Here is a 23,578-nt window from a genome sequence, read left to right as displayed (position 1 = left end):
AGGGATTACGAAAAATCAAATATTTTATCCATGTTCGCCATGAGCAAAATATCTTTCGCCACACCAAATGCGCCCTTAATTTGCAACTTGGTATTGTGGCTGTTTTTCTTCGAAAACAGCACCAACATACCTAAGGCCGAGCTGTCCATGTAAAGCACTTTAGAAAAATCGATCACTACTAGGCTAGGATTACGCTTTAGCGTGGCTTCAATATCGGAATGAAAAATTTTATAATGCCCAAAATCAAACTTAGCAGGCAAGTTAATAACGACAGTTTCTGACATGTTTTATTTACTCAAAAGAAGTCTACATCATCAGCTGAATGGCTGGTTGAGACCGGGTTGCGATTAGAGTCTTGCCATGTTTGAAGGCCATCAATAAGAACCTGCAAACCCGCCTCGTCTAATATCGGATGGCGAGTCATCTCAGAAAAAACGTTATTCTGATACGCCTCTAACCATTTGATTAGGTAGTCAATGTGCTGGCCATTAATATCACCAAACTGCAAACCGCCCACAATCGAATCGAGAGAATGCTTCATAATACTGTGGTTAACTTGCAAATCTTCGGCGATTTTTACGTCTGTGTGCACTTTATTCAATAAAGTAGCGATAGCATCCTGTGCTGTTTTCTTAGCTTCCATCACATAGGTCACGTCTTGAGAAGCCACTTTACCAATATCGTGGTTCAAACTGCCGATTTGCTGACCGATATCGCCAAGTTTTTGTTGAATTTGCTCACTAAAACCAGCAGATCGTTTCGACAAGGCTCTTACTTCGTCGGCAACCACAGCAAAACCACGGCCAAATTCACCCGCCCTTGCCGCTTCGATTGCTGCATTTAAAGCCAGCAAATTGGTTTGGCTGGCTATCTCATCAATGTCTTTTAACGCCTTGGTAATGTCTGGCATTGACTCATGCACACGATCGATTTTCTCGACCAAATCCATAGAAGCCGCCGACATATCAACCGTTGTCGTAACAAACTGGTCCAAGGTAGACGATATTGTTTCAGCAAAGGTTTGCATCCATAAGGTGTTATTACTGTCGCCGTCACTGTTGACCAATTCGCCTATTTGATCATTTTGAGAATGAGATAACGTCTGTAGATGCAAAAAAGCACCGGACAAATCGTCTATTCCATTGTGTTGTAAGTGTTTTATAGAAGCCAGTGCATCAATTAATTGCGCTGTAAACTGATTCAACTCATTAGCAAGCGCCTTATTGGCTGAAAAAACACCGTCTATGGGGGCGGTATCGACTGACTTAAGCTTTTCTTTCGAACTAGGCGCGGTATCTTTATCACGGTGATGCTGGATAAAAAAGAACAACACATAACCAACGCTGATGCCCACTGCCGTTAGGAAAATAATAACCCCATCTTCAACCGAGCCACTTACAAACCATAAAACCAAATTACTTATGAAGAAGTAACCCACTAAACTAAAAACAAAAATATTCATCTGCGCAATATTACCTTTAGATTTTTTCCAGTTTGTCGGTTAAAACACGTTGAACTTCAAGGCCTCGACAACGTAGATCATCTTTGGCGTTTTGCAGTATCTCTATTGAATGAACGGCGTTGTATTTTTGTAGAAAATCAAAACAACTAGATTCTAATTTTTTAAAGCATAGCTGTCCAGCACTACCTTTAACCGTATGGACAACATTGGCAACTTCATCAGTGTACGCCTTATCCACATTACTTAATGTCCTCTTAAGCTTCACCATAAAGTCATCAACAGCGGCCTTAAACGACGTTAATAACACCATGGCCAATGAATCGTTGTCGCCGACCAATTCAAGAAAACCGTCATAATCCCAGACATCAACAAGCGTAATATTGTGATTCACCTTGTCCGTTACAATATCATTTTCGATACCAGTCACTTCAATAGGCAACCGTAAATGGTTTACGGCACTAACAGCGTGTATTTCTAACGGTATTTCCGATTGCACTTCTGATCGCCCTGTTACTGTTTGTTCGTTGTTATTCATCCCATTGCTAACGTCTTTAAAATAACTTTGTGACGTGGTTATAAATTGGCTTTTGGCTTGAAAAAACAGCGTTGATTTAAAATCATCGAAACTGATTGGTTTTAATAAAACATGATCCATTCCAGCATGAATACAAGCGGCTCTCGTTTCTGTCATACTGTCGCCGGTCAAACCAATAATAGGAATCCGTTTATACTGTGGTCCAGCCAAGCCCTTACGTATATCGAGCGTGGTTTCTATGCCATTTTTGTTTGGCATATTCACATCCATAATGATCAGATCAAAAAGCGTATCTTTGCTGCTTTTTAAAATATCCAAAGCAATATTACCGTCTTCTGCACGTTCACAATGTATGTGTAATCGATCTAAATAAAACTTCTGAACATAATAGTTAATATTATTATCATCGACGACCAATATAGTGTTATAATATGCGTCAAGCGCGTCAAGCGCGTCAAGCGCGTCAAGCGACTGCCCATTTTCATCGTAAACGCTGAAAATGGGCAGTCGGATAGTAAAAGCAGAGCCCTTATTCACTTCACTCTGCAACTCAATTCTCCCCTTCAAGGCCGTCACTATTTGCTGAACAATAAACAAACCCACACCAATGCCGTCGCTTGTTTGGTCCACTTGTGTGTAGGATTCAAACACCTTCTTTTGGAAATCTTTTGGAATCCCAATCCCCGTATCACGGATTAAAATATCCAGTGTCGCCAACTGCCCAGGATTCTCTTCGGTTTGCTGGCTGTTTCTTAATTTTTTTAAACTTATGTCTAAACTAATACCACCGGACTTTGTGTATTTAATGGCATTAGTAAGCAGATTATCAATCAGCTGCTTTAATAGGACCGCATCAACATTAAAACTTTTGAAATCGATGTCGTATGTATAATCGAAACTTAGCCCTTTAGATTCCGACATGAATTTATAATTAAGATTACACCCCAAAAAAAACTCAAATACATTGATTTTTTCTTCTATGAGCCTCCTATCATTAGCACCTTTCGATGCTTTGTCCATTGACACAAACAGCATATTATCCAATAACTTGACTAATCCTTTAGCATTAAAATCCAATACGTCCAAAATATCGGATACTTCTGGAGAGTTCGCCTTATGAAAAAGCATTTCAGACATACCAAGAATGGCATTTAATGGGGTTCTTATTTCATGACTGACGACACTTAAAAACTGATTTTTTTCTTCAAGCTCTTCCGATAAAAGCCTTTTTTCCATCGCACTTCGTATATCCGATTGCACCTCTCGAGTAACATCAATAAAGACCAACCAAGACTCAACACCCTCTGACGCAAACTGGTAAATATCAAAATAACTAATAATATCACCACCATCATCAGACCTAGAGTGATGCTCATAGCGAATAAATGTGTCTTCAATCCTCTTTTTTATCGAAAATTCATCAAATACAGTAGACTCTAAAATTGACAAAGAGAAAAACTCATTAGCCAACTTATTAATACGTAATATATTGCCTGTTTCTTCTTCGTACACAACGATACAAGAAGGTATATTATTATAAATGCCCTCTAAAAAACGGTTTAAATTAAGCAGCTCCAGCTCTTTGTCTTCAATGGCCGTAATGTCTTGTGCATAACCGTACCAAGTTGTTTTACCTGACTGCAAATCAAATTCAGGCATCGAATGAGAATGTATTTTCTTCCCATTTATAAGACTAAATTTAGTTTCCCAATACCCCAGTTCTTTTTTTGACGCCACAATTGATTTTACAATATCAGGTACATCATTTATTTCTATGAGATTAAATATATACTCAGCGTCTTCTAAAATCTGATCAGACGTTATGCCATATAATTCATTAATGCCATCCGATGCGTATTCAAAACTGTTTCCGTCATCACCCTGACTGTAAGCATAAAGCATACCGGGCACATGAAAGGCTATCTTTTCAAACATCGCCTGGGCATGCTGAAATTCCGTCACATCGGTCATGTACAAGGTTATTTCATACAAAGAATCCTCTATATGAACCCTTGTGTAGTCTTCCCTAAACCAATAGTCTTTTTGCTCGATGCTGTATGCACCTACTCGACTAAAGCGGCTTTCATCAGCGTGCTGAGTTAATAATTCACTGTGCAAATTAAGAGTTCGATCTAAAGTGAAGTCATCTAGTATCATCAGGATGTCTTCACGATACAGATTCTGACTGATGTGATCATAAAAAGGATGAGCACCGTGAACAGTGATCAACTCTGTTGGCATGACTTGGCTGTCATCATATATAAAACGAATCATCACTCCAGGAAAGTTTTCTACTGATTGGATATAACGATTAAATAGGGCTTGCTTGATCTGAGGCGCTTGAGAATACACCTCTATGTCTTCAGCCAGTAAATCGATAATGTGCCTAAGTGCAGAACCCTCTTCTTCAACATGAACACTGGGCAATACATACACATCCCCCGTGGTTGAATTGGCATAATCAAGAGGCAGTTTCGTTAAGTTAGCCGGTAGTTGTTTCTCGCTCAGCAGGATTTTTGAGCAAAAAGAGGCATTTGTACGGGTGTAACAGCACCATGACTCACGCTGTCGTGTCGATGTTTGAACATAAATAACGTCTGCCTTCAACGCGTCCATCATGGCGGCCATGTAAAATTGCACCCTGCGAGAGCCAATTAAATCCAGCCAACTTTTTTGATTCCGAGTGTAATTCATTAAGTATCCGCCTTATGCAGCGAATGACGCAACAATCTCACGATGGCTTCCATATCGCCAAGCTCATTGGTCGTTGTGGTGTAACTTGCAAACAAAGCGTCTTGGTCCAATTCTGTAAGATGGTGAATAAGCTCAGCTTCCATTTCGTCACCGGCTTTTGTATCAGAAAGCAAATAACAGCCAATAAAAGCACTGCCACTGAGCCGTGAAAAATTCTCCACGGTATGGCTGAATTCTTGCAAAATCTGGCTGGCTTGTATAAGAATGGCGTCTTCTTCGTTGAACGATTTAGGACCGAGTGCCTTAATACATAACAGCTTGCACATAAAAAAGCGCACGCGCTTACGGTTATATTTGTGCTTTTCTGCCATACTGAGCAGGTTATCAATAAAGTATTGACGTTCATACAGCCCAGTTAACTTGTCTCTCTGCTGTTCATTTTTTAATCTGCAAATAATGGCTTCGTTTTCTTTGTTGCGCATCAACAAGGCAGAGATATGCGCTTTACGCTTTTCCAACGACACCAAACTCCAGTAACAAAGCTTATCGGCTTCATCCAAACGAACACTAACCAGCACTTCCTTGCGTACATGATGACTGTCTAGCAAGGTAACTTGCACTTCATCACACAGCGCATTTTTGAGCAGCATTGGAATAATATAAGATTCGTACATTATTTTTGACGGCTTGGTCATGAGATCATTTAGGTTCATCTCATTGACTTGCAACGGCGATAAGGCAAGCATATTACAAGCGAAATCATTGGCAGACACGATATTGCATTCCAAATCTGTCACAACCAAACCAACATGGAATAAATCTAACGTGGCTACCTCATTCAACCCTTCGTTAGAATCGGTTTGCATAAAATTCTGCCATCGACTGTGCGGTCAAACTGGCATCCGTCATGTGTATTGCGTGTCCCTTACAGGGCAATACGTTTAACACCGCGTTGGCAAGTTGTGCTTGCATATAGGTTCCGACTTGGGTAGACGCTAATGCATCGTTTTCACTCTGTAAAATCAGTACAGGGATCTGGCTGCCTGGAAGTTCAGATCGGTAATCAGATAAAAAAGTCGCTTCCGCAAACACTTTTGCACACACAGGGTCCGTAGAACAAAAGCTGTTAATAAACACATCGGTCACAGCCTCATCGGCAGATTGCGCGGTAATAACTGGCCCTAAGTAATTTGCCCAACCGATATAATTACTGTCCATTAGGTCCAATAATTCCACCAAATCTTCACGCTCAAAGCCACCAAAGTAGCCTTCGTCAGGCAAATTCAAAAAGCAAGGCGACGGACAAACCATGGTTAAACTGGAAAAACGCTGAGGCTGCGCTTTAGCCGCAAGCAAACCTATGATGGAGCTAACTGAGTGACCAACTAAATGAACATTTTCCAATGCTAATGCATCACATATGTCCAAAATATCCTCTGCATAGCCTTCTAAACGAGCGTATTTTTCAACATCAAATTCGGCAATATTGGAATGACCGGAACCAACATAATCAAACAGGACAATTTTATAGTTGTCTTCAAAGCACGCTACCAATGCGTTCCACATACTTTGATTGCAACCAAAGCCATGCGCAAACATCAGGGTTTTTTGACCCTGACCAAGGATACGCACATTGTTTCGTTTGACGATGTCTGTCACTTTCATTGTTTTTCCTACTTTCATAAATAGATTTTATGGATAAAGGATAATAGACGCTCTGCCTAGATTGTGAAATAAAAGAAGTGCGTATTATTGTAACGCTTTATGCCTATTTCGTAAAAAAATTACATAATACCCTAAATAACTGATTATTAAAGTTTTTTACTTGAAAACAGCGAATGCACCACTGTTTTTTTGGTTGTTTTATGTCCAATAAAAAGCAACATAAAAAACGCATTCTGATCCGATCTGATACTGTATGACGGCTTAACATTAACAAGCTCATTATGAGTATAGACGGCTTTATGTGGGTTGACGCTGTGGGACCGTAAATGAGTTAAAACGTGGCAGGCGAATCGCATGTCACGCTTACAACAGACGCATTGATAAACCCGTTATTAAGATAAAAACTCATCAACGGCACTGAGCGCTTGAGTACCATAAATCACCGCGGGGCCGCCGCCCATCATGATGGCAACATTGATCGTTTCTACCAGCTCTTCACGCGTGGCACCAGCCCGTAATGAAGCTTTGGCATGGGAAGCAATGCAACCGTCACAACGAGCCGCAATGCCAATGCTTAACGCCATCAGCTCCTTCACTTTTGTCGACAGAGCACCTTCTTCCATCGCCGCTTTGTGCATTGCCATAAAGCCATTTAAAATATCAGGCGACGTTTTACGAAATTCACGGGCAAACGCATTTTGGTCTTTGTTGATCTCTTTATAGCTTTTCATGTTTAGCACCTTCCAGTTACATTAAACTAAATAAAATTAGATTAAACTAATGTAAAGGATTAACGACTTAACGAAAAGCGCATTCTACGCAAAGCATGACCTAGGACAAATACAAAACAAACACCAAGCAGAATACATACAGGCTCATGTCTTATTTGTACAGCATCTCATCCCGCATCGGCGCCAATACGTTTAACACCTTGTTTTGCTGAGGATAGCTTAAACCCGCGTCTTCCATTGCACTCACCAGTAAATCTACCGTGGTATTGAAGTCGGCTTCGCTGATATTTTGCCCCTGATGCACTCTCAACATAGTGTCGCCCGTGTAATGACAAGGGCCACCGGTACTCACGCACAGATGCTCAATAAACTTTTCACGGAATCGCGTGATATTGGATTTTTCAAAATATCGGTAAATGGTTTCGTTGAAACTGATTTCTTTAATAAAATTGTCGGTGACAGCCTCTACAACACCGGCGCCGCCTATTTCATCGTACAGACTTTTATTGGCTTGAGACGGTGCGGCACATGCCGCCAACAATAACGCAAAGGCCAACACAGATGTTTTTATGATCATTACCATAAGTACCCCGTCATTGATAAATACACACCCGACTGATCCGCTTTCGTCGCTATGGTACCCAAATTGGCGTACGCGGCGGTGAAGCTCACATTTTTATTGGGAAGATAACTGACAAACACATCGCTCCAATCCTCTTCTTCTACACTGGAAAGGTTATTCGGTTTTTGGCGGTATTCCATGCCGATGACCCAATGCGGTGATAACAAAACACCAACACTGCTCTCCATCATCACCTGATAATGTTTATTATCGGGTCCACCATAGCCTAACAAGCCCATTTCATTGGCTTTCGTGGCACGCGCCGTGACATTCCACACTAAGTTATAACCGCCTAACGCACCCAAATGCACCTTAGTGGCCGCCAGATACACATCGGTTCCTTCGCTGTCTTTTGCTCCAAGGTAGGTTGCAATGGTGGCTTTATCAAGTTGCTTGTGCTGCAAACCAACACTGATTTGTGGGTACGCTGAATACACAGCATCGCCATACAAACGTAATTTTATGCCCACAATATTTTGCTTAATCTCGGCTGAATTAAGCCCTAAGCCTGTGATTAACGAGGCGGGTAAAGCAAATGTCTGCTGAGCAAAGCTAAGCTCTACCTTGTCATAAAAACCAACCGCGACACCCATTGACGACAAGCGGTAATCGGTCACATTCACGTCGGTCATAAAGGCCGACGCCGCGATCTCATCACGGCTGTCGTATCCCGCTAACGTCGCCCAAGGCACAAGGCCACCGCCTCCACTCCCCTCTAATTGAGACAAACCCGCTGTGGCGACTATTTTCCCTTCAGCGGCCAGAACGCTGGTGACGCTAAAAAGACCCACTGTCATGCTCAACAGCACGGCGTTTTTTAACAAAAAAATTGGTTTTAAAGAGGCCCTAAAGCAAAGAATGCTCACCATTTTTTCTTCCCAAAACCAGAGTGTTGAGAGTGATCCATCAAGTCGAGAGGCGGTAACAGCTCCAGCGTGATGGTCTGTGTTTTTTCGCTAACAATGTTGATTTGCGCCACATCAGTTACGCCATCGAGCATTCTTTCACTCCATAAGTCCACCACATCGCCTTGCTTTGCCGGTAAAGTAGCACGACCATTGCGGTCTGTTTTTACAGAGAAGGCGTTGTCTGCAACAACAATATAGCCGATCATGTCATCGTGAATATTGCAACCCAACGCAACCAAGCCCGGTTTATCGAACCAGACAGGAGGGATGTCAGACCCTTTATACAGCTTAATTTCAAATGCTTTGGGCTTTGAAAAGCTATACACGTGATGACGAATATCATCACTGTTTGGAAAGCGGACATATTGGCCTTTTTGAATGACCAACACTCTTGGCACAAAAGATTCATCAATTTGGTCCATCACTGCCACGGTGTTCGGGGTAATCGACGCCTGGCTGTTCAACGTGATCACAGCGTCGGGGACAGGGAGTCCCTTTTGATCTAACACCGTCAGCGTCATATCAGCGTAAGCATTTTGCAGAGCCAATGCACACAATAAAGCAAGCAAATAACGCATAATGTATCCTTAAACAGTTGTCTATTCGTTTTACGATTGATCAACTCGTTCCTCAGGTCAATCTCATTGTTTTTACTATACTAGAAATACACCCGCCAGCGCCATACGTGCACCTTCTTTGTGTAGGCTATTCTGGTTCGCTTATTTCTAATGCCATTTCCCAATTACGTATAAACCGTTTTTGTTTGGCGTAGTCACGCCCAACCAATAGCTGTTGATCCAGCTCAATGATCCCCGTTGGCCCCGGCGCGTTAACAACATATGGGTCATCAGGGTTGTTCATATCTGGCTGTATTGGAAACAATAGACCTTGGGTTTGCATCATTTTCTGACCGCGATCAGAGAGTAAAAAATCCAAAAAAACACCCGCATCTTGCACGTTTGGTGCCCCTTTGGGAATCAACGCCACACGCATCAACATCAGCGTATAATCCTTTGGCAAAATCATTTTCAGTCGATCATCGTCCCGAGCTCTTTGCGATGCGTAAGACCCTAGCAAATTGTAACCTAACACCAATTTACCCGACGCCACGTCGTCAATGATCTCATGAGTACAGCAGTAAGTTTGCACGTCGTGGCTACCAAAGGCCTCTAATAAACGCCCCCAGGTCACGTCGGCCTGTCGTGCATCTTGGCTCGCTAATAAGTACCCTACGCCACTTTTACGAATATCATAGGTTCCAATGCGCTGGGTCACGGCTTTTTCGTTTTGTCGAATGGTTTGCAACAATGACTGGCGATCTTCGGGTAGATCACCCGGAAAAGCCGCCTTATTGACCAACATGACGACCGGTTCCAGCGAAAACGCAAACAGCTGATTGCGCCACTTGAAATTGGTGGGTAAACGTTCGGTAAAGCTCGATTGGTAGGTTTGCGCATAACCATCATTGACTAATTTTAAATGCAAATCCATTGCACTGCTGATCACCAAACTGGCCTGAGGATGCGTCTGCTCTTGAATGGTTTGATAATACAACTCCAAAGTATTAACGTCTCGATAAGCAACCCGAACATCCGGATACAAGCTTACAAACTCCGTCAAAATTGGTGCGAACGATGCCAGATCCATCGCGGAATTAATGTATAAAATGCGCGAAGCCGAGTCGCTACCAAACCACACCGGCGCCTCAGCCAATAGCTTACTGCTGGTGAGTGTGGCCCACAAACTGACTATATAAATCATCGTTTTCATGACGTACGCTCGCTGGTTATATACTTCGCAAAATCCACCTGAAACGTTGTGCCTTTGGGCTCTGTGTCCAATATTTCAATGCTGGCAGAATGGTGATCAACGATGTCTTTCACCATAGCAAGGCCCACGCCACTGCCCGCAATGTCATAACGTCCTCGATAAAAGCGCTCAAACACTCGCTCTTTTTCAATATCGGGGATACCACTGCCGTAATCAATCACTTTAATACGATAAAAACGCTCAAACTCTTTTAACTGCACAATGACTTCAGTTGCGTGCTCAACGCCTAAACCACTATATCGCACGGCGTTTTCAATGAGATTTTGCATCATTTGCTGAATGGAAAAACTGTCGCCTAAGATCCAGCTTTCGTTCAATTCACCGTCCAAGGAAAGTCGAACACCTTGATGCAAGGCAGTCACGGCTTGCTCACGACAGGACGCCATCACCGGCTCCAATAAATGGATTGGTTCGAGTCGATGCGTTTGCAGCCGATGGGATACCACGGCTTGATTTAACAACAAGGTAACGGTTTGGCTAAGTGTGTCGCATTGCTTGACAATATTCTCCAAAGTGGAGCGCTGCTTTTCGGGCGATTGATTACCAGCTGAGGTGTAGTCCCGAGCATTTTCTGCCAATGCACGCAAGCTAGCCAAAGGGGTACGCAACTGATGGGCGGCGTCGGCGGTGTAATTTTCGAGTTGCTCTAAGTTGGTTTGCAACCGCGCCATAAAGTGGTTGATCGCGACTTTTAAATGATGGGTTTCTTTTGGTGTGTTAATGTCAATTGGGGTCAAATCCCCGACGGCGCGCTCTTCTAGCACTCGTTCGATTCGATGCAAGGGACGCAGCACCACATGGCTGCCGATAATGATTAAAGTAATCGCCACCAGCGCAATCAACACCACCACCTCAACCGCTTTTTGAGTGACCGCCGAAGACATGGCTTCTCGAGACAAGCGGGTTTGGCCTAAAACAATCCTCACCGTTTGCGCCGTTTCGGGGTCGGTTAGGTAACGCTCAACCCAAGCAAAACGCACCATTTCTCCCGAGTACTCTTGATTGTAAAACTGGATTTGATCAAGCACCGGCGGTTTGGGCGGCACACTGTTTAAGTCTTGGTAGCCAGTAATAAAGCCCTGCTCTAGGCTTTCGACCTTATAAAATACCCGATCTTCCTCCGCTTGTGCCAACGTGGCAAACGCCGACCAAGGGATGTCGATGCTGACTTCGTTGCGCATTAAACCAACGTTCTCATCCATTTGCAGTAAAGCACTGCGCAACAAACGATCGTAAGATAAATCGGCTAATTTCTGACTGTAGTCAAAAATTAAATTCACCGCCAAACCCGCAATAATACCGATCACCAGCACCCCCGCAAGAATAAAGCGGAAACGTAACGACGGTGCTTTTTTTAATGCACTTTTTTCCTCTTCTTCACTGAGATTTGGAGGGTTTAGTGATTTCCGCCACATAGCCAATGCCTCTTAATGTGCTGATCACCACGTCACCCTTGACCATTTTTTTTCTTAAGCGTCCAACGTACAACTCTATCGCATTAGGACTGGGTGTTTCATTAAAGTTAAACAAATGATCGGTAATTTCATCTTTGCTTAATACTCGGCCTAAGTGCCCAAGAAAAATCTCTAAGAGCCGAAACTCTCGGTTGGTAATGGCGGTTAATTCGCCTTCAACAAAGACCTGGCGGCTGTCTCGATTAACCGTGATATTACCATGTTCGGTCACGTTGGCGGCGTAACCCTGTTTACGGCGCAATAAAGCGCGACAACGAGCTTCTAACTCGCCGAAGTCAAAGGGTTTGGTGAGGTAGTCGTCTGCGCCTTCGTCTAACAGCCGAATGCGATCTTCTATTTGATCCCTCGCGGTTAAAATCAACACAGGCGTGTCGTCTTCACGTTGGCGGAGTTTTTGTAACAATTGCAGGCCCGATAAGCCGGGTAAATTCAGATCCAATAAGATCAAATCGACCGACTGATATTTGAGTAAATCGTCGGCACGCTTTCCATCGCCAATTAAATCGACGCCATGACCTAAACTGGTTAATCGTTCACAAATTGCCTGTCCCAATACTTGAGTGTCTTCTACAACTAAAATACGCATACAAATTCGCCATTTTTTTATTTTTCTAGGTATAGACGAGAAAATTCGAGCAACCTTCGTTACTCGAATTTTTTATCGCAAGGCCATTAGTATTGCAGGGCTTACGCGTCTTTAACAGCGTCTTTTGATCTCTTCATTTTAGCGCGAACAATCGGACCAACAATAATAGGCAATACCAAGCCCAAAACCGCCACCGTCCATAGCCCAATACTCAATCCGCTATTGAACAGCGCCATCCAATCACCGTCGGACAAAACCAACGCATGACGAAGACTTTTCTCCATTTCTGGCCCAAGCAACATGCCCAAAATGATCGGCACAAGTGGAATATCGACCTTACGGAAGATGTAACCAAGCACACCAAAACCCACCATAAAGTACAAATCGAGCGCACTGTGGCTGACCGAATAAATACCGACCGATGCAATCAGTGTGACCACTGGCATCAGGTATTTCGGTGGAATGCTCAACAGTTTAACGAAAATACCCACCATAGGAATATTTAACAGTAACAAGACCAAGTTACCGATAAACATCGCGGCAATCACACCCCAGACTAAATCCGCATTTTGTTGAAACAACATGGGACCCGGTGAAATGTTCAACGAGATCAACATCGCCAGCAATACGGCGGTCGTACCACTACCAGGGACACCCAAAGTTAACATGGGCACTAGGGCTCCCGACGCGGCACCATTGTTACCGGCTTCAGGCGCCGCTACACCGCGAGAATCTCCCTTCCCAAAGGTGCCGTTTTTATCCGATACCCGTTTTTCTAACGTGTAGCTGATAAAGCTGCCCAAAGAAGCACCGGCACCAGGTAACACACCTGCAATAAAGCCAAGTACCGCCCCGCGCAAAGACGCAGGAAGCACCTTAATAATGTCTTTTGGCGACAGTTTCAATTTATTGATCGCGACCTGTTTAAGCCCATCACCAGCATGGCGCTCAAGGAAAAACAATAACTCACTGATCGCAAACAAACCAACAATCGCAATAATGAAATCAACACCTTCAAACAATTCCAACGTGTTGTACGTAAAACGCTGCACGCCCGTTGAAATATCAATACCGACTGTGGCAATCATCAAGCCAATCGCCGCCGCCATTAAGGTTTTAAATTGATTCTTTCCAGTAATACCACCCAAGGTGGCAAACGCCAACGCAAACAAGGCGAAGTATTCAGAAGGACCAAATTTCAAGGCAAATTTAGCAAGAATAGGCGCCAAAACAACCAGTCCAATCGTCGCAATAAAACTGCCTATAAAAGACGCGATTGCAGAAATCGCCAGCGCTTCCGCTGCTTTGCCTTTTAACGCCATCGGATAGCCGTCTAAACAGGTCATCATCGCAGGCTCATCGCCCGGAATGTTTAACAAAATAGAGGAAATACGACCGCCATACATGGCACCAGCGTACACTGATGTAAGCAGAATCAGAGAAGAAGTAGGAGACAACCCTAAACTGAACGCCAACGGAATCAAAATTGCCACGCCGTTTGCAGGGCCAAGCCCCGGTAACGCACCGATTAATGTTCCTAAAATAGCACCAATAACCGCAAACATAATACTTTCCGGCGTTAATGCCACCGCAAAGCCTTGCATTAGTAAGCTCATAGTATCCATATTAAAACTCCAATAGACCTAGAGGCAGTGCTAGTTCAAGCACATTATTAAACAGCAGAAAGATCACTACCGAACTTGTCACACCCGTGATAAGACTCTTAGCAACATTTGCTCCCATACGCCAACTCAAGAAACTCACGACCAAAGCCGCTGCCGGCATAAAGCCAATCGGTTCAATAGCCCAAGCAAACGCCATCATAGAAAGAACCACGACGCTCAGTTCAATTAACATAGACACGGGGGCCCATGGCTCATCTTCATCAGGTCGAACCATTAAATAAACAGCGCTTACACCTAAAATGATCGACAGCATAATAGGAAAGGTTTCTGGCCCAACACTTTCGTGCCCACCAAAAGGAATAGGAAATTTGGTTGCTTCTAGTCCGTATACAACGGCCAGAATCAGCATCAGCATGCCAAACACACGATCGTTAATACGCATGTCTTTGCTCCATGTAGGTCATTCTTAGGGGAAAAATAAGGGAAAAACAGGAGGGGAAAGACCCCCTCCAAAGCGGTCTACGTTATTTGATTAAACCGATATCTTGAGACAACACTCGGATATCAAGTGTTTGGTTTTTAACGAACTGAGTAAAATCAGCACCTGACTTATGGAAGGGCATCAAACCGTTTTTGGTCATCACATCTTTCCATTCTTGCGTTGTGTATAGCTCATCAATCGTGCTTACCCACCAATCGTACGAATCAGCACTTGCGTTGCCTGGTACATAAAATCCACGCCAGTTTGGTGCAACCGAATCAATTCCTTGCTCCATCGCCGTTGGAATAGCATCAAATGGGGCTGGTAAACGCTCTTCCGATAACACGGCAAGAACACGCAAATCACCAGAATCCATGAAGCCTTTTACTTCAGAGATGTCACCCGTGAAGGCATCTATGTGACCACCAACAACTTGTACCAAAGCCTCAGAGCCACCACTGAACGCTAAGTAGCGAATTTTTGGCAACTGCTCTACATTGGCTTTTTGAGCCGTCATAAGTACTTTCAAATGATCCCAGCCACCAGAAGCACTACCACCGGCAAACTTAACCGCGCCTGGGTCTTTTTTCAGTGCGTCTAACACTTGTGTCAAAGACGTATATTTTGACTCTTTTCCGACAGCAATGATGCCGTAGTCAGCACCTAAAGTGCCTACCCATTTTACTTGGTCGGAATTCATACCAGGAAATTGGCCTTGAGCAAGACGTGTTGTCGTTGCGGTACTCGCCGCGACAATAAGGTTTTCATCGGTATCACGCTTACTAACGGTATGAGCAAAGGCTACACCACCACCGGCACCAGACATGTTGACGGTTTGTACGTTACCAGAAAAATATTTTTGATCGACTAACACTTTACCAACGCTACGGCAGGTAAAATCCCAACCGCCGCCTGGGTTAGCTGGGGCAATACATTCTGCACTTCGAGCTGGCTCATAAGCGTAAGCTTGGCCAGCAATGGTTAATGCCGCAGCACTTGTGATAAGAACAGATTTTAAAGAAAGAGTTTTAAGCATGGTTATCTCCTGCTTGTTATTTTTTTGTTGGCAAATCAAGCGCGAAAAAAATTTTAATACACTTGAATCGCTAAACCTTACCCCCCAAACCTGTCACTACCCTGTCAGTCATTAACTTTTCTTGCATAATTGTGTCAAAAACATCGCCCTTTTTTTATAAAAAGTACTCGTAAAGCCATGTCATTGCCTAAGAAACAAGGTAACCTTCTCTTCTTTATTCGCCTTGATCAGACGTTAGGAAGCTTTCTAATGAGCGATAATCCCCCTCGTGCAACGCTCATCGGTAGCCTAGCTATTTTACTGTGGAGCACCCTAGCCCTCTTCACAACACAAGCCAATGCCGTGCCGCCGTTGCTGCTGTTAACACTGACTTTTTGTGTTGCCAGCGTGCTGTTTTTTGTGGTCTACCTTGTTAAGGGAGAGCTTAAAACATCGTGGCAACAAACGCCAAAAAGCGCCATCACGATGGGGGGATTAGGGTTTTACAGCTATCACTTGGCGTATTTTTACGCCTTTCAGCACGCCCCCCCTGTAGAAGCTGGACTAATAGCTTACCTGTGGCCTTTGATTATTGTGCTCATGGTGGGGCTAACCAAAGGCAACATGCTGTCGTGGACGCATTTGATCGGCGCCATCATCGCCTTTGTCGGCACCGGCATCATGTTGCACTCAAAAGACCAAACCGTTATCGCCAATGACAGTGCCATTCACTGGACAGGTTACGCCGCCGCTTTTGCTTGCGCCTTGATATGGTCAAGCTATTCAGTTGCAAATCGACGCTTTCAAACCGTGCCATCCAGTGCGGTTCTTTGGTATTGCTTGGTCACCGCATTACTGGCTGGCGTGTCTCATGTTGCGCTTGAAAAGCAGGCCGAGCCTTTGACATTAAACACATGGATCGCCATTTTGGGACTGGGGTTGGGGCCCGTTGGCGTGGCTTTTTTTTGTTGGGATTTGGGTGTAAAAAAAGGCAACTTATCACTGCTAGGCGTACTGTCGTATACCGCACCGGCGTTATCGACAACTTGGTTAGGGCTGTTTACTGACGCGCCACTGACCACAGGACAAATTATTGCCTGCCTATTGATTACCACTGGGGCACTGTTTGCCAGTTTAATGCCAAATAAAAAAATCCCCTTGGACATCACTCGAACCAAGGGGATCTAGCTTTCCTACTCGACGCGTTTACGCAACCTGATACAAAGAGCGCGGCGCGTTTTGTAAGTAACTCTCCATCTCCGCCATGCCATTAGGCTGGTCTACCTTTACTCCCAAATCCCGCATCGTACTGCCCAAAGCGTGCAAAGTACGAAACAAGTTATGTTCCCGGCACTGCTCACCCATTTGGCCAATACGAACAATGGGCTGGCCAAACGATCCCGCAATTTCAACTCGGTATAATTCAGAAATATGACGGCAAATTTGTGGCGCGGTTAATCCTTCAGGAATGTTTATCCCAACCACAGAGTTCAACCGTGAAGACTCGGGGATAAACAGCGACAACCCCATACCCTCGACCCCAGCTTGCAAGGCCTTAGAGCAGCGTAAGTGACGAGCAAAACGATGCTCTAAGGTTTCATCACACACCAACTTCAATGCTTCATGCAATGCCATAATGCCAGACACAGGAGCCGTATAATGATACCCATCATTGTGCCAGAAGTTTTCCGCTAGCTGAGCATCAAAACACCATTGCACTGTTGGTTTCGTTCGGCGCTTCACTGCCGCCCAAGCCTCGTTTGAAAACACCAATAACGACACACCCGGAATAGACGACAAGCCTTTTTGGCCGCCGGTGATTACCACATCCACTTGCCACTCATCCATCTTCAGTGGCATGGTACTTAACGTACACACCGCATCCACCACCACAAGACAACCGTAAGACTTGGCTATCGCCGTGATCTCTTGTAGCGAATGATTGAACACCGTATTCGACGTTTCACCCTGAACTAAGGTCAACACTTTAGGGCGCGTTTCTTCGATCGCACGACGAACTCGCTCAGGGTCAGCCGCCTCATGAACGCCCACATGCAACTCGTGCACATCAGCACCAATACGTGTCGCCATTTCTGCCATACGATGACTGAAAAAACCATTATTGATGCATAAAATGCGCTCACCCGGCTCTAACAAATTTGCTACCGCCATCTCCATCGCTGCAGACGCTGGCCCTGCTACGCCAAGCACCCACTTAGATTCCGTTTGAAACACATAACGCGCCATCGACTTAACTTGCCCAATTACCTGCGCCATCACACTACCGAGGTGATTGATCACGATCGAATTCGCCTTCGCTACACGCTCAGGAATCGGCACAGGGCCAGCTCCCATCATTAACAAAGGCTCGTGTGGCAGAATATCATCTAAAGATTTCACCTGGGGGCGTGGAATACCCATTGGCGATAAAACGGTCATGTTAAGCAGCCTAACTAGTCTAAATGGAAAGAAAGAAGTGATCGTTAAAAGCACTGTTATTAGCTTTTAACAGAATAAAATATCGTAAATTAATTTTTTACAAAATATTATCTTGCAATATTACAATATCCCTTTAAAAAATAAGAGCGAACAAAATCAAAAGAGTGTAATCAACCAGAGGTGCTTGGATTCGCCTTACATCTGACGTGCCTGGATTTCAACCCGCAGCATTTTTTACTCTGCGCGATTGATCCTTGTTGTGCCATAATGCGTGAAACTCTTCGTTAGAACACCGTTAGGACCCCGTTATGATCACTTGTGGTATCGAAATAAAAGGCAGCGAAGTCATTCTTTGCTTGCTATCAAAACAAGATGGCTTGTTTCAAATTGCCGACTGTCGCCAAACACGTCACACATTGAACAACCCAAACGACAGCGACAGCGTACGCAAATTTCAGTTCATGCTGAAAAAACTCTTTGAAGACTACAAGGTAAAACGCGCGGTGATCCGTGAACGCCCCACAAAAGGCAAATTCGCTGGCGCCGCCGTCGGCTTTAAAATCGAAGCCGCGATTCAACTGATCAACACTGTAGACGTCGACCTATTCAGTGGAGCGAAAACCAAAGACATACTGCAACACAACCCGATGCCGATTCCGTTCAAAGCCACCGGCTTGCGCGCGTACCAAGAAGGCGCCTTCACCGTCGCCTACGCCGCACTCTCAGAACACATCAACGAAGCGTAAACTGTCACACCTGCAACGACATTAAGGACACTATCAAACGTGTCCTTATACTCAACACAAGACACCCACTCATTTTTTCTTATTAAGACACCCACTCATTTCTATTCCTGATTTAATAAGAAGTAGATGACTTTCCATAAAGCCATTCTTCACATGACAGCCATAAAACACTGTACAAATGAACAGTATGACTCTATGGTCTTTGTAATCGAATGACTCATGGAAAGAGGGCTCAGCGTATGCCTACCGCAAGAAAGCAACAAATTAGTTTGTCGGACACACCTTACTATCATTGTGTTTCACGATGTGTTCGACGTGCATTTTTATGCGGCGAAGACGCCGTTACCGGTAAAAATTACGAACATAGACGCGGCTGGGTTGAGATGCGCATGCTGTATTTAAGTCGCCTGTTTGCAATAGAAATTTGCGCTTATGCGGTAATGAGCAACCACACGCATATTGTGCTTTGTGTCAATGTTGAAAAGGCCAAAAAATGGACTGCTGACGACGTTTTAACACGCTGGCATCAATTACATAAAGGCACCCTGTTAACACAGCAATTCATGAGAGACGGTCACATACCTAGCCACTTAACGCCTTTTCTGGATGCAACCATTGAAACGTATCGACAACGGCTTATGGACGTTAGCTGGTTCATGAGGGAACTCAATGAAAATATAGCTCGGCAAGCCAACCGTGAAGACGAATGCACAGGGCGATTCTGGGAGGGCCGCTTCAAATCGCAAGCACTCCTTGATGAGTCCGCGCTGATCGCTTGCATGGCTTACGTCGATTTAAACCCCATCAGAGCGAACGTCGACAAGACACCTGAAACATCAGCACATACAAGCATCAAAATGCGCATTCGCTCAGCGAAGCGGAACAGACAACCCAACTTACTCAATCCGTTTATTGGCCATTCAAAAGAAGAGAGAACCAATGGTCTACCCTTTGATCTGAAAGAATATTTAGAACTGGTCGATCTCACAGGTCGCATCATTTACCACGATAAACCAGGCAGCATCGATTTATCCCTTGCCCCCATTCTCCAACGCCTAAATGTGCCTGCAGAAAGCTGGATAATAATGGCGACACAATTTGAACAGCATACCTGTACGGCAGTTGGAACCGAAGCTATCCTAACAGACTACTACCAGAAATTTGATTACAAACGCCGGCCAAAAATCAACAAAACTAAAGCGCTATTAGCCTAACACCCTCCGATTGCGTCACACCCTTTATTACAGCTCTAAAGCAAGGATTTAACTCGCTTAAATGGTATTACCCCCTGAAAAAACCAGTAACAGACCAAAGCAGCGCATCAGAAAACAACTTGACAACTTACTCAATCAACAACTTAAGACATAAACAACCGACTGACCTTTTTATTAAGACACCCATATAAAACTAAAATGGTTATCTTACATGGATGTCCTAATAACTCTTGGGTGTTCTAGTAACTCTCCGGTAACTCTAGCCACTAACATGGGTGTCTAAATAACTCTGGGTGTCTAAATAACTCTTACAGTCGATTATGGCGCATTGAGATAAAACCGCACCAAAATAAGGCAATTTTGATCATTGTTTTTTTCCCATAATAACGAGTAATACGCCGCCAAGTACGCCAGAGGTCGCTATAATAAGGTGTAAGGTGATGGATTCATTAGTAAAAATCACACCCCCCAATGTCGCAATGACAGGAACCAGTAGCTGCAATACCGCTACCAATGAAGCACTAAGATAAGGCAATACAGCGTACCACAAGGCATAGCCTAATCCAGACATAATCGCGCCTGAGATCATGGCGTACACAATCCCTTCAGAATGTATTTGTTCACTGCCGTACAAACTCGCGACGAGCAAGACAACACAGAGCATAGGAAGGGTGCGAACAAAGTTAGACGCCGTAGCGAATAAAGGTTTGGATGAGATCTTACCGCGCCAGGTATACAAGCCCCATGCGATGCCGGCGATGCCGGCGATGCCGGCGATGCCGGCGATGCCGGCGATGGTCATCAAAATAAAGCCAATTAATGAGGGTGAGGTCAAGGTCGGCATTACAAGGTAGGCAAAGCCAGTAAAGGCGATGAGCAGGCCAACCCACTCCAACCCAGTCAGTTTCTGACCTGCCCAAACCGCAAAGAGAATCAGGGTTAATTGCACCGCGCCAAACAGGATCAAGGCACCCGTTCCCGTCTCTAATGTCACGTAAGCAAATGAGAAGCCAATTGCATAGATAAATAAAGCGATTGCCGATAACCAGCTGCCTTCTAGCCATATTTTTTTAACCGATGGTGGCTTCGTTTTTAATGATTTAAAAATACACAACAAGGCTAAGGTAACGGCGCCGCTAAACAATCGCCACACGGCAAAACTGGCAGGGTCGATTAGCTCATCCGCTAACGCCAATCGACACAATACCGAGTTGGCCGCAAAAGCAATTAATGCCAGTGCAATGTATACGTACAAACGGGGCGAATTTGTCATAAATTTATTGAAACGCCCAGTTAACCTTAGACGCTTACCTTCGTTGAATAGTCGGCTACTTTTGCGCACTGGCACTGGATTTGCAAGTCTAAAATCAACGTCTACTCGCATGACTCGGATGGACTCAAACAGGAATCGACATGACGACGCTTTTACTTTTTACGGATTTAGATGGCACTTTGCTTGATCACCACAGTTACGATTTTCAGCCCGCTGAGGCGGCTTTGCGGTCGTTGAAGACCTTTGGCATTCCTTGCATCATCAACACCAGCAAAACCTTTGTTGAGCTTATTTCACTTCGACAAGCTTTAGAGCATCAAGACCCTTTCATCGTCGAAAATGGCTCTGCTGTTTACATTCCTAAGCATTTAGCCCTGCGTAGTGATGACGCACTGGAAGACTGCGGCGACTTCTGGCGCAAATCATTTGGCCCCCATCGTGACCAACTTATCGCACTGACAAACGATAAACAAAACTCTTTTCAATTTACCCGCTTTAGCGACATGACCTGTCAAGAGCTGATGTCGATCACAGGTTTAAACGAGGAAAACGCTACGCAAGCCATGCAACGCGACTTCAGTGAACCCATGCTATGGGTCGATTCAGATTCAGCGCTTAATGTCTTGCGTGCAGAACTTGCTCCCTTCGATGTACAAATCCAAAAGGGCGGGCGCTTTGCGCATTTAATGGGAAAAGAGTGCGACAAAGCCCATGCCATGATGTGGCTTAAAGGGCTTTACCAGAAACAAAGCAACAGCAACAGCAACATCCACACTATCGCTTTAGGCGATGGCGAAAACGACATTGGCATGTTGCGACAAGCGGACGTTCCGGTTGTTATTCGATCCCCTGCTCATACGCCACCCAAAGTACCTAACCGCAGCGACGCTTGGTTAACCGAGAGTTGTGGTCCAGAAGGTTGGGCACAGGCTGTCAATGTGTGGCTCAAGCAACATGGTTTTGTAGACAAAAATAACACTTAATACCTCATTTAGGAGAACGACTATGGGCGACTTTCATCAAAATGGCATCATTACCACCCTTCATAACTTAGCGCACCGTCCGTTAGAGGAAATGGAAAAAGAGCTTTGTGAATTTGCAAAAACGCGTCCGATGTCTCTTATCCTTCCGTGTCTATATTCGGAATTAGAAACAGACGCCATGCCCAATATCTTAAAGCATTTGCAACAAGTGCCTTACCTATCAGAAATCGTTATCGGTTTGGATCGCGCCACCGAAGCACAATATCGACATGCGTTGGAATTTTTCAGTGTGTTGCCACAAAAGGTAAAGGTACTTTGGAACGATGGCCCACGCTTACGAGCCATCGACAGTGTATTGAAAGGTGAGCACCTGTCTCCATCTGATCCAGGTAAAGGCCGCAATGTATGGTTTTGCATGGGCTATAACCTAGCTGCTGGCAAAGCAGAATCCATCGCTATGCACGATTGCGACATCGTCACCTACGACCGAGAATTACTGGCGCGTCTGATTTATCCTGTCGCCAACCCTAATTTTAACTACGAATTTTGCAAAGGTTTTTATGCGCGCGCCGCCAATGGGAAAATGAACGGCCGTGTCAGCCGTTTGTTGGTCACGCCTTTATTGTATTCCTTAAAAAAAGTCTTTGGTCATTTGGATTATTTAGATTATTTAGACAGCTACCACTACCCATTGGCGGGTGAATTTTCTTTCCGTCGTGACGTGATGACCGATTTACGCATCCCGAGTGACTGGGGCCTAGAGATTGGCGTATTAAGCGAGATGTACCGTAACTACTCGACCAATCGCTTGTGTCAGGTCGATATCGCCGATATTTACGATCACAAACACCAAGCCCTTTCTGCTGACGACGACGACGGCGGCTTGTCTAAGATGTCGATTGATATCACCAAAGCGATTTTCAGAAAGCTGGCTACCAACGGCACCATTTTTAATCAAGAAACCTTCCGCACTATCAAGGCGACTTATTATCGCGTGGCATTAGACTTCATTGAAACCTATCGCAACGACGCAGAAATCAATGGCCTTAAACTGGATGTCCATACGGAAGAGCAAGCGGTTGAGTTGTTTGCCAGTAATATTATGAAAGCCGGTAATCAGTACCTTGAGAACCCAATGGAAACCCCTTTTATCCCAAGCTGGAATCGCGTCGTCAGTGCTTTCCCCGGTGTGATGTCGCAACTCGCCAATGCGGTAGAATTAGACATGCATGAGTTTGGCCCTAAGTCATCCAAATAGGATAACTTTTTCGACCCACAAGACAGGCAGATAACC

The 23,578-nt window shown here is 44.6% G+C and carries 21 protein-coding genes and 1 pseudogene; 5 read left to right on the top strand and 17 right to left on the bottom strand.

Annotated features, from left to right (window positions below):
• Positions 1-5 precede the first annotated feature (5 nt).
• From FXV75_RS06115 to FXV75_RS06045, 15 genes and pseudogenes are all read right to left on the bottom strand, one after another.
• Positions 6-284 carry an STAS domain-containing protein gene (locus FXV75_RS06115; RefSeq protein WP_148831665.1) on the bottom strand — a complete coding sequence of 93 codons (279 nt, stop codon included), beginning with the start codon at positions 282-284 and terminating at the stop codon, positions 6-8.
• 305 nt (positions 285-589) lie between these two features.
• Positions 590-1,462 (bottom strand): annotated as a pseudogene (locus FXV75_RS16640) (methyl-accepting chemotaxis protein); the annotation flags it as partial.
• Positions 1,463-1,478: 16 nt separating this feature from the next.
• Entirely contained in the window at positions 1,479-4,691 is a 3,213-nt protein-coding gene (locus FXV75_RS06105) for an ATP-binding protein (protein ID WP_148831663.1), read from the bottom strand.
• Positions 4,691-5,557 carry a diguanylate cyclase domain-containing protein gene (locus FXV75_RS06100; protein WP_148831662.1) on the bottom strand — a complete coding sequence of 289 codons (867 nt, stop codon included), beginning with the start codon at positions 5,555-5,557 and terminating at the stop codon, positions 4,691-4,693. Before FXV75_RS06100 ends, FXV75_RS06105 begins: the two co-directional genes overlap by 1 nt.
• Complete coding sequence (locus FXV75_RS06095) at positions 5,541-6,356, bottom strand: alpha/beta fold hydrolase (RefSeq protein ID WP_148831661.1); 816 nt, start codon at positions 6,354-6,356, stop codon at positions 5,541-5,543. Before FXV75_RS06095 ends, FXV75_RS06100 begins: the two co-directional genes overlap by 17 nt.
• A gap of 392 nt (positions 6,357-6,748) precedes the next feature.
• Positions 6,749-7,087 (bottom strand): carboxymuconolactone decarboxylase family protein, encoded by a 339-nt coding sequence (locus FXV75_RS06090; protein ID WP_148831660.1) that lies wholly within the window; start codon positions 7,085-7,087, stop codon positions 6,749-6,751.
• 151 nt (positions 7,088-7,238) lie between these two features.
• Positions 7,239-7,664: a group I truncated hemoglobin gene (locus FXV75_RS06085; RefSeq protein ID WP_262368479.1), complete on the bottom strand. Its 426-nt coding sequence runs from the start codon at positions 7,662-7,664 to the stop codon at positions 7,239-7,241.
• The gene (locus FXV75_RS06080; RefSeq protein WP_262368478.1) at positions 7,664-8,506 is read right to left on the bottom strand and encodes a DUF3034 family protein; all 843 of its coding nucleotides are present in this window, start codon (positions 8,504-8,506) and stop codon (positions 7,664-7,666) included. Before FXV75_RS06080 ends, FXV75_RS06085 begins: the two co-directional genes overlap by 1 nt.
• 65 nt (positions 8,507-8,571) lie before the next feature.
• Positions 8,572-9,195, bottom strand: coding sequence for a methylamine utilization protein (locus tag FXV75_RS06075; protein ID WP_148831658.1), 624 nt, complete (start codon positions 9,193-9,195; stop codon positions 8,572-8,574).
• 127 nt (positions 9,196-9,322) lie between these two features.
• Positions 9,323-10,387: an ABC transporter substrate-binding protein gene (locus tag FXV75_RS06070; RefSeq protein ID WP_148831657.1), complete on the bottom strand. Its 1,065-nt coding sequence runs from the start codon at positions 10,385-10,387 to the stop codon at positions 9,323-9,325.
• Complete coding sequence (locus tag FXV75_RS06065) at positions 10,384-11,862, bottom strand: sensor histidine kinase (protein ID WP_148831656.1); 1,479 nt, start codon at positions 11,860-11,862, stop codon at positions 10,384-10,386. The genes FXV75_RS06070 and FXV75_RS06065 overlap by 4 nt, the downstream gene beginning before the upstream one ends.
• Entirely contained in the window at positions 11,825-12,508 is a 684-nt protein-coding gene (locus FXV75_RS06060; protein WP_148831655.1) for a response regulator transcription factor, read from the bottom strand. Before FXV75_RS06060 ends, FXV75_RS06065 begins: the two co-directional genes overlap by 38 nt.
• A 101-nt stretch (positions 12,509-12,609) precedes the next feature.
• Positions 12,610-14,133, bottom strand: a complete 1,524-nt coding sequence (locus FXV75_RS06055; RefSeq protein WP_148831654.1) for a tripartite tricarboxylate transporter permease — start codon at positions 14,131-14,133, stop codon at positions 12,610-12,612.
• 1 nt (position 14,134) lies between these two features.
• Complete coding sequence (locus FXV75_RS06050) at positions 14,135-14,575, bottom strand: tripartite tricarboxylate transporter TctB family protein (RefSeq protein ID WP_148831653.1); 441 nt, start codon at positions 14,573-14,575, stop codon at positions 14,135-14,137.
• A gap of 82 nt (positions 14,576-14,657) precedes the next feature.
• Positions 14,658-15,650 carry a Bug family tripartite tricarboxylate transporter substrate binding protein gene (locus FXV75_RS06045; protein ID WP_148831652.1) on the bottom strand — a complete coding sequence of 331 codons (993 nt, stop codon included), beginning with the start codon at positions 15,648-15,650 and terminating at the stop codon, positions 14,658-14,660.
• Between the two features lie 249 nt (positions 15,651-15,899).
• Here FXV75_RS06045 and FXV75_RS06040 point away from each other — a divergent pair, with 249 nt between their 5' ends.
• On the top strand, positions 15,900-16,817 hold the full coding sequence (locus FXV75_RS06040; protein WP_148831651.1) for a DMT family transporter: 918 nt from the start codon (positions 15,900-15,902) through the stop codon (positions 16,815-16,817).
• Positions 16,818-16,835: 18 nt separating this feature from the next.
• On the opposite strand, the gene FXV75_RS06035 is transcribed toward FXV75_RS06040, so the two are convergent.
• On the bottom strand, positions 16,836-18,068 hold the full coding sequence (locus FXV75_RS06035) for a pyridoxal-phosphate-dependent aminotransferase family protein (protein WP_148831650.1): 1,233 nt from the start codon (positions 18,066-18,068) through the stop codon (positions 16,836-16,838).
• Between the two features lie 308 nt (positions 18,069-18,376).
• On the opposite strand from FXV75_RS06035, the gene FXV75_RS06030 reads away from it, so the two are divergent.
• Entirely contained in the window at positions 18,377-18,814 is a 438-nt protein-coding gene (locus FXV75_RS06030; protein ID WP_148831649.1) for a DUF3010 family protein, read from the top strand.
• A 239-nt stretch (positions 18,815-19,053) separates the two neighbouring features.
• Positions 19,054-20,028 carry a transposase gene (locus FXV75_RS06025; RefSeq protein WP_148831648.1) on the top strand — a complete coding sequence of 325 codons (975 nt, stop codon included), beginning with the start codon at positions 19,054-19,056 and terminating at the stop codon, positions 20,026-20,028.
• Positions 20,029-20,392: 364 nt separating this feature from the next.
• Here FXV75_RS06025 and FXV75_RS06020 read toward each other — a convergent pair whose 3' ends face one another.
• On the bottom strand, positions 20,393-21,301 hold the full coding sequence (locus tag FXV75_RS06020) for a DMT family transporter (protein WP_187424856.1): 909 nt from the start codon (positions 21,299-21,301) through the stop codon (positions 20,393-20,395).
• A 140-nt stretch (positions 21,302-21,441) separates the two neighbouring features.
• On the opposite strand from FXV75_RS06020, the gene FXV75_RS06015 reads away from it, so the two are divergent.
• Positions 21,442-22,284: an HAD-IIB family hydrolase gene (locus FXV75_RS06015; RefSeq protein WP_148831647.1), complete on the top strand. Its 843-nt coding sequence runs from the start codon at positions 21,442-21,444 to the stop codon at positions 22,282-22,284.
• A gap of 22 nt (positions 22,285-22,306) precedes the next feature.
• Positions 22,307-23,542, top strand: coding sequence for a glycosyl transferase (locus tag FXV75_RS06010; protein WP_148831646.1), 1,236 nt, complete (start codon positions 22,307-22,309; stop codon positions 23,540-23,542).
• Positions 23,543-23,578: the final 36 nt, after the last annotated feature.

It is taken from the genome of Marinomonas sp. IMCC 4694 (assembly GCF_008122525.1).
Lineage (GTDB): Bacteria > Pseudomonadota > Gammaproteobacteria > Pseudomonadales > Marinomonadaceae > Marinomonas.
Note: the sequence above shows the minus strand (reverse complement) of the source record. Positions and strands in the feature narration are given on the sequence as shown.